This is a genomic window from Methylomagnum ishizawai (assembly GCF_900155475.1).
GTDB lineage: Bacteria > Pseudomonadota > Gammaproteobacteria > Methylococcales > Methylococcaceae > Methylomagnum > Methylomagnum ishizawai_A.
Map to the genome: position 1 here is coordinate 41,234 of NZ_FXAM01000006.1, position 11,607 is coordinate 52,840.

Here is an 11,607-nt window from a genome sequence, read left to right on the forward strand (position 1 = left end):
GCGCGGCCCGGGGCCCCACTGGACAATTGGGATCATTCTGTCTAATGTTCCGGAGCCCGCCCCAGCAAATACGCGGGGTCGCGGCTTGTCTCGACGCGCAAATATTGGACAAAATGAACAAGGCATCCAAAGACGACCGCCGCCACCTGACCCAGGGCGAGGTGCAACGGCTCATTGCCGCTACCCAGGGCAGCCGCAATGAAGCCCGGGACCGGTTCTTCCTGCTGCTGATGTTCCGCCACGGCCTGCGGGTGTCGGAGGCGTGCGGCCTGAGGCTGTCCCAGCTGGACCTGGAGAACCGGGTGCTGCACGTCGCCCGGCTCAAGCGCGGGCTGTCCACCACCCACCCGCTCCGGGTGGACGAGGTGCGGCTGGCCAAGGCGTGGCTCGCGGAGCGCGCGCGGATGGGTCCGGAAACCGACGCCGTCTTCGTCAGCGAGCGGCGCGGCCCCCTGAGCCGCAAGACCGCCTGGCGCTTCATCCGCGCCTACGGCGAGCGGGCGGAACTGCTCCTGTCAGCCCATCCGCACATGCTGCGCCACGCCTGCGGCTTCGCGCTCGCCGACCAGGGCGCGGACACCCGGCTGATCCAGGATTATCTGGGACACCGCAACATCCAGCACACAGTCCGCTACACCGCCACCAACCCGGCGCGGTTCGGGCGGCTATGGCGGTGACCGCGAAGGGGCGGGATATTCGGGATACGTTGTTCCCGATGGAACAGCCGATAAAGGGGATCGGATAGCCGCCGGTTAGAATGCCTCGACATTATTAATATAGAATCATCTGTCACGACTGGCGTTTGGAACTACTCGGCAATGGCAAATAACAATAATAATTATTGGTATCGAATTTTGTTCAAGGTTAAGGTTTATGAGGCGTCTGGAGATTCCTTCCAGCGGTTGGTCAATGACCTGTGCCAACATAGTTGGGTTGGATTCCAAGCTATTTCACCATGGGGGAATTGGGGGGATGGCGGTAATGATGGGTGGGTCCAGGATGACCAGCATTATCTACAGGTTTATGCCCCCAAACCGACAACCGAATTGAATGCGGTTGATGCCGCCAAAAAATCCGTCAAAGATTTCCATAAACTTCTGAATAAGTGGTCAGCAATTAAAAAATACTCATTTGTACTCAATGATCGGTTTGTCGGAATCCCTGCCCCGGTGGCCCATGCCATGGAAGAAATCAAAACCACGCATAACCTGGCACAGGCACGGCCCATTGGAAGCGCCGACCTGGAATCCATGTTCATGGGGCTTCCCGAAGACCTGCGCCAAATCATCGTCGGCGGGATACCCTCTTGCTCTTTAAGTACTGTTGATGCTAGCGCTGTCGGCGAGTTGTTATCGAATTTGGCGGATAACATAACGCCATTGCCGCCTCTTCTAATTAACCCAAACGCGCCAGATTTCGACGAAAAAATAGCTTTCAATGGACTGACATCACCGGTTTCAGAATACCTGAGGGTATCCTCTTATCAGGCGAGCTTGGTCGATGATTTTCTTTCCAGGCGTGATCCTGGTTTGCAGCAGGCTGTCTCCGAGGAAATCAGCGGACTATACGCCACCAGTAAAGAAGAAATTCCGGATACCGATCCTGACGCGGCCAATATCCGTTATGCCTGGATGCTGGATCGGCTTATTCCCGAGGCGGGACGACAGCATCCACACAGTTGGAAGGCCTATCGGGAAGCCGCGCAAATTGTCCTCGCCAAATTCTTCGAAACCTGCGACGCCTATGAGTATCCAGACAGCAATCCTGCCGCATAAGCATGTGCGCTTTTGCGATTCCATCGTCGGCCTGGCGGGGTTCCTGCGCCAGTTATTGGAGGAACCCCGGACCATCGATGAGCTATGGGCGCTGCTGGACCGTGAGAACTCCGGTTGGCCCGTGCGTCCGACCTTTACGAACCTGGTGCTGGCCGTGGATATTCTGTTCGCGATAGGACAGGTGGCGGAGGCCACGAATGGCCGGGTGCGCCTGGTGATGACCCATGAAACTGATTGAACTGTCCAGCGACAAACCATCCTTCAAAACCCTCCGGTTCAATCCGGAGGGATTGACGCTGATCGTCGGGGACGGGGCGCAGGACAGTAGGAAGGATGGCAGCAGTAATGGGGTTGGCAAGACCTTGGCTTTGGGGCTGGTCCATCATTGTTTGGGGGCCAATGCCGACAAAAAACTGAAAGCGGCGGTTCCCGATTGGATGTTCCGGCTGAGGCTTAGCCTCAATCAAAAGGAACACCTTATCGAGCGCAGCGGCGATGGAAAAACCCTGATTTTGGATGGAGCCCCAATCAGGCTTAACGCGCTCCGTGACTGGCTCAATGAGTGCGGAGCGTTCCGGCTTGACCCGCACATCGAGGGCCTGAGTTTCAGGGCGCTATTCCGCCGGTTCGCGCGGCATGAACGCGAGGATTGCCTCGATCCCCTGAGGACGAACAAGGAAACCCCGTTCGACGCCCAGCTGCGGAGCCTTTATCTGTTGGGGGTGGACTGCTCCCTGGCGCAGAGCAAGCGCCGCCATAAGACGGAGTTGGACAACCTCAAACAAACCAGCAAGACCTGGCAGCATGATCAGGTTTTGAAGGATATGTTCCGCGCCGGGGCCCAGCCCAAGGTGCGCGCCGAATGGCTGGAAAAGGAAATCCCGCGCATCAAGGCGGACCTCCAGGGTTTCCAGGTCGCGGAGAACTACCGGGCGATCGAAGTACAGGCATCCGAACTGACAAGCCAGATACGGGAGAATGAACGGAAAACGGCGGTCATCCATTTCCAGCTTGAGGGGATCGACAAGGCCCTGAGGCAGCAGCCGGATATCTCCCGCGACGACCTGTTGTCCCTGTACCAGGGCATACAAAGCGTCTTCAAGCCCGACGTGCTCGCGCACTTCGATGCGGTCGAGAGATTCCACCATTCCCTCGCCGCCAACCGCAAAGCCAGGCTGGAACAAGACCGGCTGGCCTTGCACGGGGAACTTGCCTCGATAGAGGCGGCCTCCAGGGAAGTCGCGGCCAGGAGGGACCAGCTGCTCCAGACCTTGCAGGGGAAGCGCGCGCTTGACGAATATGCGGCCTTGGCGAACCAATTGGCGGTGCTACAGGAGGAGCAGCACCGCCTCAATGAGTTCCTGAACTTCGCGGCCAGCCTCAAGGAAAGGGAACAGGACATCAAGGAGAAGAAGGTCGAGGAAGACCGGACGGCCGCCGAATACCTTGGCGGCAACCCCATGGCCAATCCCGACAAGGTATTCTCATGCCTCGCGGAATTGCTCTATCCCAGGACGCCCGCGGGCATCGTCATGGAGAACAACACCGGGGACAATCAGATCCGCTATGACCTGACCGTGCAGATTGAGGGCGACGCCTCGGACGGGATCAACGCCGCGCGCATCCTATGCTTCGACTGGCTGTTGCTGATGCACGGGGCCAACCACACCATGGGGTTCCTCTGGCACGACAACAGGCTGTTCGCCGATATCGACCCGCGCCCCGGGCCGCCTGGTTCTCGTACCTCATGGGCGCGATGCCCGGCACGGGGAAGCAATACATCGCGACGATGAATACCGAGAACTTCGCCGCGATGGGCGAGCATATCGCGCCCGACCACATGGAGGCGCTCAACAAGGCCGTCCGCGCCACGCTGCGCGGGGACGCCCCGGGGAATAAGCTGCTCGGGATGCAGTTTGGCGGCCAGCTATAGGTGGCGACGACCAGGGATCCACCAGCGTGACGCCGGTGCCGGTGATCGGGGTCTCTGTCAGCGACGCCGCCAGCCCGTCCTAGATCGACGTCTCTTGGACGGCGGTCTCCAGGGCGACCGGCTACAAGGCGTATGTGGCGACCTCCAAGCCCGGTCCCTTTGCTCTGTTTTCGTCATGGTTGCGGGTGAACCGGGAACTTATGGATAGTCGAAGGTGTGCGGAGGAATGTGCTGTCGAAGCTGAGTTTTTCGAGCGCCGCCACGGCGGCGGCGGACTTGCATACATTTAGTACAGTTGCTCCGTCGTTTCTGATATCGCATATGCTCAATCCACTCTCGATAAGCAGTTTGCATATTGATAGTGCTGCTGCTTTATAGCGCTTATCTCTGTAATTCAGGGCATTTGCCGCAGCGTGCAGTAGCGTGCCGCCATCCGGCAGTCTCGCATGAATATTTGCTCCACGGTTGAGCAAAAATTGGAAATTACCAAAACCCGTTTCAGGGTATCCAAACCCTATCAACTCAATCGACCTATAAATCGGCGTAAAGCCCTCGTCGTCCACCGAATTAATATTAGCACCGAAGTCCAATAATATGCCGATTACTTCGGTATTGATAAAATTCATGGATGTAGCGTAATGCAAGGGAGTCCAGCCACGGTTATCTTTTGAATCTAGTTTCGCGCCGGCAAAGATCAGGGGAAATATGGCGCGTTCAGAACCGCATTGAGCGGCTTCATGCAGCAAGGTTGAACCGTCATAATACCTTTTATTGGCGTCCATTCCAAATTCGAGTAGTAATTGGATAAGTTCGCTTTTGTTGTATCCAAGAGCGTAAGATATTAAATTTTCTGCTATATATAAATCTTCATTGTATTTTATAATATACGACATTACTGCATCATAATCACCTTCTTCAATAGCGCAGTAAACCATGCAGGCATGATCCATGTCAGAATAGCTATCATCCAATATATCTAAGGTAGTGGACATGATTTTTTAAAAAATTGTGCTACTGATTCATTAAAGCACATCGCCCCTTTAGGAAATCCTAAAATCCGATGTGCCTGCTGCAATTGCGCCAATTCCTGACCGAGCCGGGCTTGTTCGCCTTCTCGACCCGGAAAACCCGATCCTTCGGTGGAACTCCCCGTCATCCCTGTCCGCGCACCGCACCGACTTCGTCGCCAAGGATGCGGTCTGGTCTGAGCCACCTGCGGCGGCACGTCCCCGTTTTTTCAGTGATCTTTTGTGATGTGACCGGATCCAAGCAGATCCAGTTGGATCCAATTTTTGCTGTTGTAAGGTGGTGCGTGCTGTGTCGGCGTTGATTTGAAGCGATTCGTTCCAGATCCGACCGGATTCGATTGGATCCATAGGTGATTCGTGCCGTGTTCGTGTTGTTTTGGTTTCGTGTCGAAATGATGCAACTAGATCCGTTTAGATCCATTCTGGATCCGATCGTTTTTCAGGTGACCGAATGGTTTTCGGCGATTTTTCTTTATTTTGTTAATCAAATAAAAACTTTTTGGTTTTCCTATGCGACATCCTTGGTTTTTATTAAGATACCTATTATTCGCTATGGAATTTTTAGGTGTTATGAGTTAGCGAATAATAGGGGCTAGGTGGCCCCAGGTGCCCGAAAGCCACCCATCGAAAACCTGAAAATTTCTTGGAAACCAGACATGACCGAATCGATTAACAAAACGGACTTGATTTATCGCGCAAATCAATATCTTATTGGTAACCCCCAAAATCGCTTACTGAAGACACATTTCAGCAATACTTAAAAGAATATTCGCGGACCGTGAAGCCTTCTTTGCCGATAGGGGAGGTTCTGGAGAGGATTTTCGGTACCCGGAAAAAATCGACTTATTACAAGCGGAAATATGCGATCCGGGCGATGCTTTCGCTGGACATACAAAAGGTTGTTGGGGAATTCGAGGGTGCCGGGGATCCTGTAGTTGGAGCGCGACTGGCCGACTTGCTCGACCTGGCCGAGCGGATGGAGTTTATGGGACGCGCATGTCCGGTGGTTGACCAGATACCAAGGAAATCGAAGCGTAATGACCTGACAGGTTTGCCGTCCGACTGGCGTGAAAAGATGCTTGAACGCATGCTTGAATCGGACAACTACGTCCCCGCGCTGACGGCGGCGGTGTCTGGATGCCGGCCCGAAGAGCTAAAGCACGGGGTGAGGATATGGATCGAGGGGGATACGTTGACGCTCAAGATCGTGGGCGCAAAGATCGGGAAGGAAAGTGGCCAGCCCGAGCGGTTCATCCGTTACGCCCTGCCGAACAAGAATGGGCTGGTTACCGACATGTCCGACCTGGTGAAGATGGCGGGCGGGGAGCTTGATGTAGCCATTAAGAATCCGAGCTCTTTCACGTCCGCTATCACATATTACGGCAGGATGACTTTTCCGCGGCGGCATAAGTCGATCACGCCATATTGTTTCCGCCACGCTTTTGCTTCCGACATTAAGAAAGTCGTGGGGGATGCGGACCTGGTCAGCGAAGCTTTGGGGCATCGGTCAGACAGAACGCGCTCTCGATATGGAAATTCAAACATTGGTAGAGCGGGCGGTGTTATTCCTGCTGAAATCGGCTCCACCCACGAAGTTCGGCATTCCCGGTCGCCGGGGAAAATGCCCGAAAAGGAAACTCTGGATACTGGACTTGCGTAGTTATTCGCGGTCCAGTTTTTCGAGTATAGCTTCGATGAGCCAGGTATGCCGTGGGGTTTTGACCCGTCGGTTTTTGACTGCCAGATCCACGCGCTCGATGATATCCGAAGGGACACGGAGGATGATCGGCGTGATTTCCTTCTTGCGTCCGGTTTCGCCAGCGACGCTGCCGCCTTTGTGAATCAATGCATCGACATCAACGGCTTCGGGTTTTACTTTAGGTTTCCGGGTGATTGCCATATCGCTCCTATGGTTTATTCGGATACTGCTACGGTATCGAATACATATCTGAACAGCGCCCAGATTTCCTCGGCGGCTTTTGTATCTTGAGGTTTGAGTTCTATCACTGCTAGGCCTTGGGCGGCGGCATTGCTGAACGCCTTCCGCGTCCCAAGGGGGGTGTCGATGAACGCCAGGACTTCGGTTTCTCGGATTACTTCCGCCGCCTCGGCATTGTCCCTGCCGTTGGGGTCGGCACGGTTGATAAAGGCGTACGCCTTTAGGTTCGGATTCGCGGCCCGCATCTCGCCCACTAGGCTGGAGACCTTCTCCAATGTCCACACATCGAAGGAGCGAGGCACGAAGGGCACCAGGAGGACGTCGGCGACGGCGAGGGCGGCGCGCTGGCTTGTGGTATCGCGTCCACCAGTGTCGATGACGATGTCGTCGTACTTGCTCGCGAGCTTGAGGGTTTCGGTGCGCACCGCAGAGCCCGTCAACTTGATGCTGGTATAGCCAGCACCACTTGGCAGGCGCTCGCTACGTAGCGCGGTGAAATCGGTAGCTGTTTCCTGGTCGTCCGCGTCGATCAGCAGCACATCGCGGCCTTGCGCCGCGCGCATCACTGCCAAGTTCGTCGCAATCGTGGTTTTTCCGGAGCCGCCCTTAATTCCGCCGGAGACTAAAATCATTTTGATATTTCTCTGATATCTTTATAGCATTAAAAAATATCATTTTTCCTTCATTTCAACAAGCAAATTGTAAAAAATCGGGTTCTCCCCGACTTGTCGTGATGATGTTCGGTTTGGCCCAGGCTTTAGAGGCGAACGTAGAGGTTCCATATCCTAGATCCAAGACCGACCGACCATTGCCAGCGCTGCGCGGGTCACAGAAACACCCAACCCACCCGGCGATATGTTCGATCGGGCAGGAGGAGTTCCAATAACGGGAGATGTGGCGACCCATGGCTGGAACAGTATTTCACCAGTCAGCGGCGGACCCGGAAGGCGGTTGAGTGGCTGATGTCGTACAGGCTGCAATATCCCCATGTGTCGCGCCATTGAGGAGGATTCCGGTGATGCAAGACCAAGCTGATCGGCTACAACCTCACCCAGCGGGAAGGCAGAGTGAGTTCCACGGAGGTCGATTTCGACCGGTCGGCGCGGATCGCCACGACGCGGTCGGGCCGGAAGTATTTGCTGATCGGCGAGCCAGGCATCTCGGATGACGAATGGTATGTCTTCTCGCAATTGTGGGGGATTTTGACTTCACCGGTATGGCTGGACGAGGATATCGACCGCTGGCTGGACCGCCGCCCGGATTCCTGAAAAGACGTTGGACCTGGCCCTTTGGGGTAAGACGCTCATGACCCGTGGCGCGAAGCGGTGGCTCTGACCCTATATTGCGTGCAGGAACGGCGCTAGCTTTCGGCCTCCTATGGGTGCCTGGCGGTCCGCGAGGCGCGGATTGACCGATCTTGGGCGCAAGGGGCTCAGCGGTTGCAACCCTGGACAGGCGTCGCTGGTAATAAGACAGGGTTTGAATTACAGGATTCCAGGAAGCTTACCTATGGAACGCATCGAAACAGCGATTTGGACAGCGCCACCGATATCCCAGGCACCCGTGGTGGAACTCATAGACTGGTCGGCGGTTCGGCTACCCACCGGTAAAGTCAGGTTGATCGGCTACGATCCTGAAGTGTGCGAAGGCAGGGTGAGTACCTCGGTCAAGGAGTTCGACTCGGCAACCAAGACCGCGACAACGCGTTCCGGTAGGAAATACGTGTTGACTGGGGACCCGGGATGGTCCGAGGCTGGTTGGCGGGTTTTCCGGCGCATGTGGGGCGACACGGATTTCACCGATGTCACTGAGGATTTCCTTTGAACCCAGGCTGCAAGGATCCTTGTGGCCTAGTGGGTGGAGCTTGTGATGGCGCTATTAATTCTACTTTGTCAGATTCATTCCAAGGCTTTCATTGACCGCCTAGCGTGGGAATCGCTGGCTTGCCGCCGCAACCGATGCCGCTTGGCGATGATGTCGCCAGGTCTTCGGCGGTGAGTGGGCGGGCGGGCAGCAGATGGGCGAGCGCCGTGACCAGGTCGCTGAACGAGAGCATCGGCCACGACTGGCGGCCCGCGACCTTCTGCTTCTCGAGGAACAGGGTTCCCAGCATGACCAAGGCCATGTGATGGTGCCAGGCATCCAGCGGCGGACTTGGTAATCGGCCCATGCCGCACTCGCCCTTGGCCTCGCGGAGGCTGTGCTCGATGAAGAAACGCCTGGGCCTGGACCCCCGCCAGTTCGATCCAGGACGTATGGGCGGGGGCGTTGGAGAGGCAGTAATGGGAGATTTCGCGGGCACCGACTTCGCGGCGGACCAGCAGGTGCCAATTGCCGTACCCCCGCTCAACAACCCTCTAAGAGCACATCCCAGTGGAGGCGAATCAAATAGATATCATATTGATACTTTAAAGGCATCAACATAGTATCTTTAATTGCCGTCGAACCTTGTCAGCGGCATGGATTGGAACTTGTCCCGTCCTGCATGACGCTCCAGCCCGGCGGCGCTGGAACCATCCCATCGCCCACCGCCGGTCATCCCCGGTAGCTACCACTCCCAACCGACCTCGGTCGTCATGGCTGCCTTTCCGATACCATCCCGACGCCCACTCTGGCACCACAAAATTTCCAAAAATGTGGAATAGGTCTCAATTTTCAAATCGTATTTTTACGTAATACAATAAAAGTATGATGTAATATATGCCAATAGCACATTGAGGAAATCAAGAATGGCCCGCCCCGGACTTACTTACGATCAAATCGCGGATGCAGCTAACTCTGTTGTCGCGTCGGGCAGGAAGCCGACGCTCGAATCGGTCAGGTCGATTCTTGGAAGTGGTTCCAATTCGACGATTCACTCGGCGCTTAAGAAATGGCGCGAAGCGAATCCCGCGCCCCTTTCTGCATCGACGCGCATACCGGACACCTTGCTGCTCGAGTTGAGCAGGGCGCTGGAGCGGGCCGGTACGAATGCGCGCGCGGAGCTTGAGCAGCAGTTGGCTGAAGAAAGGTCGGAGCTAGACCGAATGGCTTCGGAAACCGAAGTGCTGGAGGATAAGGTCGCCGTATTGCAGGACCAGGTCGCGCACCTACAAAGGGAGCGCGATCAAGCCGTTGCCGTTGCCGATTCGCGTGAGCGCGAGGTCCAGCGGTTACAAGACGACCTTGATGGTGAGCGCAAGCTCCGGACCTCCGCCGAAAGGGAAGTAGCGGCGCTTACCGTCCGCCTCGAAGTCGAGAGAGAAGCCCGTTCCGAAGAAAAAGAGAAAATCACTTTGCTTGAAAAGCGGATTCTTGAGGAAAGTTCGAAGGCGGCGGTATCCGAATCAATGCGGGAAACCCTGGCTGCGCAGCTTCACGAGATGCAAAAACGGGTTGAAGGTAATGGCTGAAGACCGGACGAGAAGGGCGGTATGTCGACAGGTTTCGGCCATGTCGTGCGATGCATACGAAATCGGGATCCGGGATTATGTCGAAAAGAAGATGATGATACGCGCTTGGAGTCCGAGCAAGGTCATCGAATCCGTTCCTTGGCTGAAGCGGATGAACTTGATGTGCAACGACATTTTCATAAAACCGGCTCCCGGGTCGGAGACCGGCATTATTTTGATCGACGATATTGATTATGACACCGTCGAGCAAATGAAAATGGATGGCTACGAGCCAATCGTTGTTGTCGAGACCTCTCCCAAAAATTATCAAGGATTCGATTCGGGGAAATCGGTCCAGGAAGGGGTAAGGACTGAAGCGGCCATCCTGTTGGCGGAGGAATACGGCGGCGACCGCAATTCCGCGCACGCTCTCCATTTCGGTCGGCTGGCGGGTTTCACGAACCGGAAATCGGAGCACACGACGGCAAGGGGGCAGCCATGGGCGCTGCTTGCTTACGCCACCGACTTGAAACCCAATTTCGTCGCGTCGTCTGCTGAAAAGCTTTTAGGCGAAGCGGTTATGGCGCATGAGGACAAGGAAAGGGCGAGCAACGAACGGATGGTGCAAGCCAGGGCATCCATTCCTCTACCATCGGGGGGTATGGATCGTTTGCTAAGTGGTACAAAGCGTTTTCGTCAAATGCGAGGAGTCCTTCGGAAGCGGATTGGAAGTTATCCGTTATCGCTTTGATGAATGGGTATGGAATCGATATTGTCCGGCAATTGATTATGGAGCATTCGACTGGATTGCAGGACAGGAAAAAAGGGCATGTGGAGGATTATCTGGCACGGACGGTTGGAAAGGCGGAGATATGGGTTGAAATGTTGGCGAGCGGGGTTTTCGTGGAATACGAAAAGGTCAAGCATAAGCTTCTTAGGCTTGCCCAAGAGCGTGCACGAGAAAGGGAGCGGGAAGGAAACAGACGGCAATTAACTGCGGAATAACTGGGGGGTGGTCTCGTGGGACGGGCATCGCACGAGACCGCGCCATAATCATTGATGTGATTGGATCCGAGTATGGCAATTGATATTTTACACTGTTACGAAGAAAAACCGAAAATTCGTGAATACGTTTTGCCGGGCTTGCTGCCCGGCAAAGTGGGGGCCATGGTGAGTCCTGGTGGTCTTGGCAAATCCATCTTGTCGCTCATGCTCTCGCATGTTGTCGCCGGGGTGCCGACTTGCTTGGTCTTGAGCGATGCCAGACGGGGCGGGTTGTGTACTTGTCCGCAGAGGACGACGCGGAAATCCTGCATTCGAGGCTGCACGCGATAGGTAGGTTGCTGACCGAAGAGCAGCGTGGCCGTTGTGTGCGCAATCTCCTGGTCGAGGATCTCACATCGCACATGCCGGATATGTTGGGAGGCAATGGTCGAGCGTGGCGGGAATCCATTGAGAACCTTGCGACCGGTTCGCGGCTTTTATTTCTGGATACCCTTCGCAGCTTTCATGCGGGAGATGAAAACGATGCATCCTTAATGTCTGTGCTAATTGGGCACAT

General features: G+C 55.4%; 16 protein-coding genes. 12 read left to right on the plus strand and 4 right to left on the minus strand.

Translation table 11 applies throughout. From position 1 onward, the window contains the following. Nucleotides 1-44: 44 nt before the first annotated feature. The 5 genes from B9N93_RS23995 to B9N93_RS26120 all read left to right on the plus strand — a co-directional run bounded on the left by B9N93_RS23995 (nt 45) and on the right by B9N93_RS26120 (nt 3,708). Entirely contained in the window at nt 45-677 is a 633-nt protein-coding gene (locus B9N93_RS23995) for a tyrosine-type recombinase/integrase (protein ID WP_303246070.1), read from the plus strand. 141 nt (nt 678-818) lie between these two features. Further along, nucleotides 819-1,775: an ABC-three component system protein gene (locus B9N93_RS24000; protein WP_085216887.1), complete on the plus strand. Its 957-nt coding sequence runs from the start codon at nt 819-821 to the stop codon at nt 1,773-1,775. Further along, on the plus strand, nt 1,744-2,013 hold the full coding sequence (locus B9N93_RS24005) for an ABC-three component system middle component 6 (protein WP_085216859.1): 270 nt from the start codon (nt 1,744-1,746) through the stop codon (nt 2,011-2,013). The genes B9N93_RS24000 and B9N93_RS24005 overlap by 32 nt, the downstream gene beginning before the upstream one ends. Beyond that, complete coding sequence (locus B9N93_RS24010) at nt 2,000-3,568, plus strand: DUF2326 domain-containing protein (protein ID WP_217807403.1); 1,569 nt, start codon at nt 2,000-2,002, stop codon at nt 3,566-3,568. The genes B9N93_RS24005 and B9N93_RS24010 overlap by 14 nt, the downstream gene beginning before the upstream one ends. Beyond that, the gene (locus B9N93_RS26120; protein ID WP_217807404.1) at nt 3,565-3,708 is read left to right on the plus strand and encodes a hypothetical protein; all 144 of its coding nucleotides are present in this window, start codon (nt 3,565-3,567) and stop codon (nt 3,706-3,708) included. Before B9N93_RS24010 ends, B9N93_RS26120 begins: the two co-directional genes overlap by 4 nt. 173 nt (nt 3,709-3,881) lie before the next feature. Here the strand turns inward: B9N93_RS26120 and B9N93_RS24015 are convergent, their stop codons facing one another. Then, nucleotides 3,882-4,700 (minus strand): ankyrin repeat domain-containing protein, encoded by an 819-nt coding sequence (locus B9N93_RS24015; RefSeq protein ID WP_085216888.1) that lies wholly within the window; start codon nt 4,698-4,700, stop codon nt 3,882-3,884. Nucleotides 4,701-5,514: 814 nt separating this feature from the next. Here B9N93_RS24015 and B9N93_RS24020 point away from each other — a divergent pair. After that, the gene (locus B9N93_RS24020) at nt 5,515-6,396 is read left to right on the plus strand and encodes a site-specific integrase (protein WP_125469211.1); all 882 of its coding nucleotides are present in this window, start codon (nt 5,515-5,517) and stop codon (nt 6,394-6,396) included. Here B9N93_RS24020 and B9N93_RS24025 read toward each other — a convergent pair whose 3' ends face one another. Both B9N93_RS24025 and B9N93_RS24030 read right to left on the minus strand, forming a co-directional pair. Then, on the minus strand, nt 6,397-6,636 hold the full coding sequence (locus tag B9N93_RS24025) for a hypothetical protein (protein WP_085216862.1): 240 nt from the start codon (nt 6,634-6,636) through the stop codon (nt 6,397-6,399). Between the two features lie 14 nt (nt 6,637-6,650). Continuing rightward, on the minus strand, nt 6,651-7,307 hold the full coding sequence (locus B9N93_RS24030; protein WP_085216863.1) for an AAA family ATPase: 657 nt from the start codon (nt 7,305-7,307) through the stop codon (nt 6,651-6,653). A 435-nt stretch (nt 7,308-7,742) separates the two neighbouring features. Between B9N93_RS24030 and B9N93_RS24035 the strand changes: the two genes are divergently transcribed. Both B9N93_RS24035 and B9N93_RS24040 read left to right on the plus strand, forming a co-directional pair. Beyond that, complete coding sequence (locus tag B9N93_RS24035; RefSeq protein WP_085216864.1) at nt 7,743-7,943, plus strand: hypothetical protein; 201 nt, start codon at nt 7,743-7,745, stop codon at nt 7,941-7,943. 241 nt (nt 7,944-8,184) lie between these two features. After that, complete coding sequence (locus B9N93_RS24040) at nt 8,185-8,499, plus strand: hypothetical protein (protein WP_085216865.1); 315 nt, start codon at nt 8,185-8,187, stop codon at nt 8,497-8,499. A gap of 88 nt (nt 8,500-8,587) precedes the next feature. Here B9N93_RS24040 and B9N93_RS24045 read toward each other — a convergent pair whose 3' ends face one another. Further along, nucleotides 8,588-8,845 (minus strand): hypothetical protein, encoded by a 258-nt coding sequence (locus tag B9N93_RS24045; protein WP_125469212.1) that lies wholly within the window; start codon nt 8,843-8,845, stop codon nt 8,588-8,590. 559 nt (nt 8,846-9,404) lie between these two features. Here B9N93_RS24045 and B9N93_RS24050 point away from each other — a divergent pair. The 4 genes from B9N93_RS24050 to B9N93_RS24065 all read left to right on the plus strand — a co-directional run. Continuing rightward, a complete protein-coding gene (locus B9N93_RS24050; RefSeq protein ID WP_085216867.1) occupies nt 9,405-10,067 on the plus strand; it encodes a DNA-binding protein in 663 nt (220 codons plus the stop codon). Nucleotides 10,068-10,107: 40 nt separating this feature from the next. After that, nucleotides 10,108-10,797, plus strand: a complete 690-nt coding sequence (locus B9N93_RS24055) for a DNA-primase RepB domain-containing protein (protein WP_176225432.1) — start codon at nt 10,108-10,110, stop codon at nt 10,795-10,797. Next, nucleotides 10,797-11,051 carry a hypothetical protein gene (locus B9N93_RS27035; RefSeq protein ID WP_085216892.1) on the plus strand — a complete coding sequence of 85 codons (255 nt, stop codon included), beginning with the start codon at nt 10,797-10,799 and terminating at the stop codon, nt 11,049-11,051. The genes B9N93_RS24055 and B9N93_RS27035 overlap by 1 nt, the downstream gene beginning before the upstream one ends. A 236-nt stretch (nt 11,052-11,287) precedes the next feature. Further along, nucleotides 11,288-11,607: AAA family ATPase (locus tag B9N93_RS24065; RefSeq protein WP_176225433.1), on the plus strand; the 320-nt coding region annotated here is incomplete at its 3' end.

Excerpts from the sequence above, each read along its gene's own strand:
- B9N93_RS27035 (WP_085216892.1), top strand. The coding sequence starts at position 10,797 with ATGAATGGGTATGGAATCGATATTGTCCGGCAATTGATTATGGAGCAT.
- B9N93_RS24050 (WP_085216867.1), top strand. The coding sequence starts at position 9,405 with ATGGCCCGCCCCGGACTTACTTACGATCAAATCGCGGATGCAGCTAAC.
- B9N93_RS24030 (WP_085216863.1), bottom strand. The coding sequence starts at position 7,307 with ATGATTTTAGTCTCCGGCGGAATTAAGGGCGGCTCCGGAAAAACCACG.
- B9N93_RS24000 (WP_085216887.1), top strand. The coding sequence starts at position 819 with ATGGCAAATAACAATAATAATTATTGGTATCGAATTTTGTTCAAGGTT.
- B9N93_RS23995 (WP_303246070.1), top strand. The coding sequence starts at position 45 with ATGTTCCGGAGCCCGCCCCAGCAAATACGCGGGGTCGCGGCTTGTCTC.
- B9N93_RS24055 (WP_176225432.1), top strand. The coding sequence starts at position 10,108 with ATGTCGTGCGATGCATACGAAATCGGGATCCGGGATTATGTCGAAAAG.
- B9N93_RS24015 (WP_085216888.1), bottom strand. The coding sequence starts at position 4,700 with ATGTCCACTACCTTAGATATATTGGATGATAGCTATTCTGACATGGAT.
- B9N93_RS24045 (WP_125469212.1), bottom strand. The coding sequence starts at position 8,845 with ATGGGCCGATTACCAAGTCCGCCGCTGGATGCCTGGCACCATCACATG.
- B9N93_RS26120 (WP_217807404.1), top strand. The coding sequence starts at position 3,565 with ATGAATACCGAGAACTTCGCCGCGATGGGCGAGCATATCGCGCCCGAC.
- B9N93_RS24025 (WP_085216862.1), bottom strand. The coding sequence starts at position 6,636 with ATGGCAATCACCCGGAAACCTAAAGTAAAACCCGAAGCCGTTGATGTC.
- B9N93_RS24010 (WP_217807403.1), top strand. The coding sequence starts at position 2,000 with ATGAAACTGATTGAACTGTCCAGCGACAAACCATCCTTCAAAACCCTC.
- B9N93_RS24005 (WP_085216859.1), top strand. The coding sequence starts at position 1,744 with ATGAGTATCCAGACAGCAATCCTGCCGCATAAGCATGTGCGCTTTTGC.
- B9N93_RS24040 (WP_085216865.1), top strand. The coding sequence starts at position 8,185 with ATGGAACGCATCGAAACAGCGATTTGGACAGCGCCACCGATATCCCAG.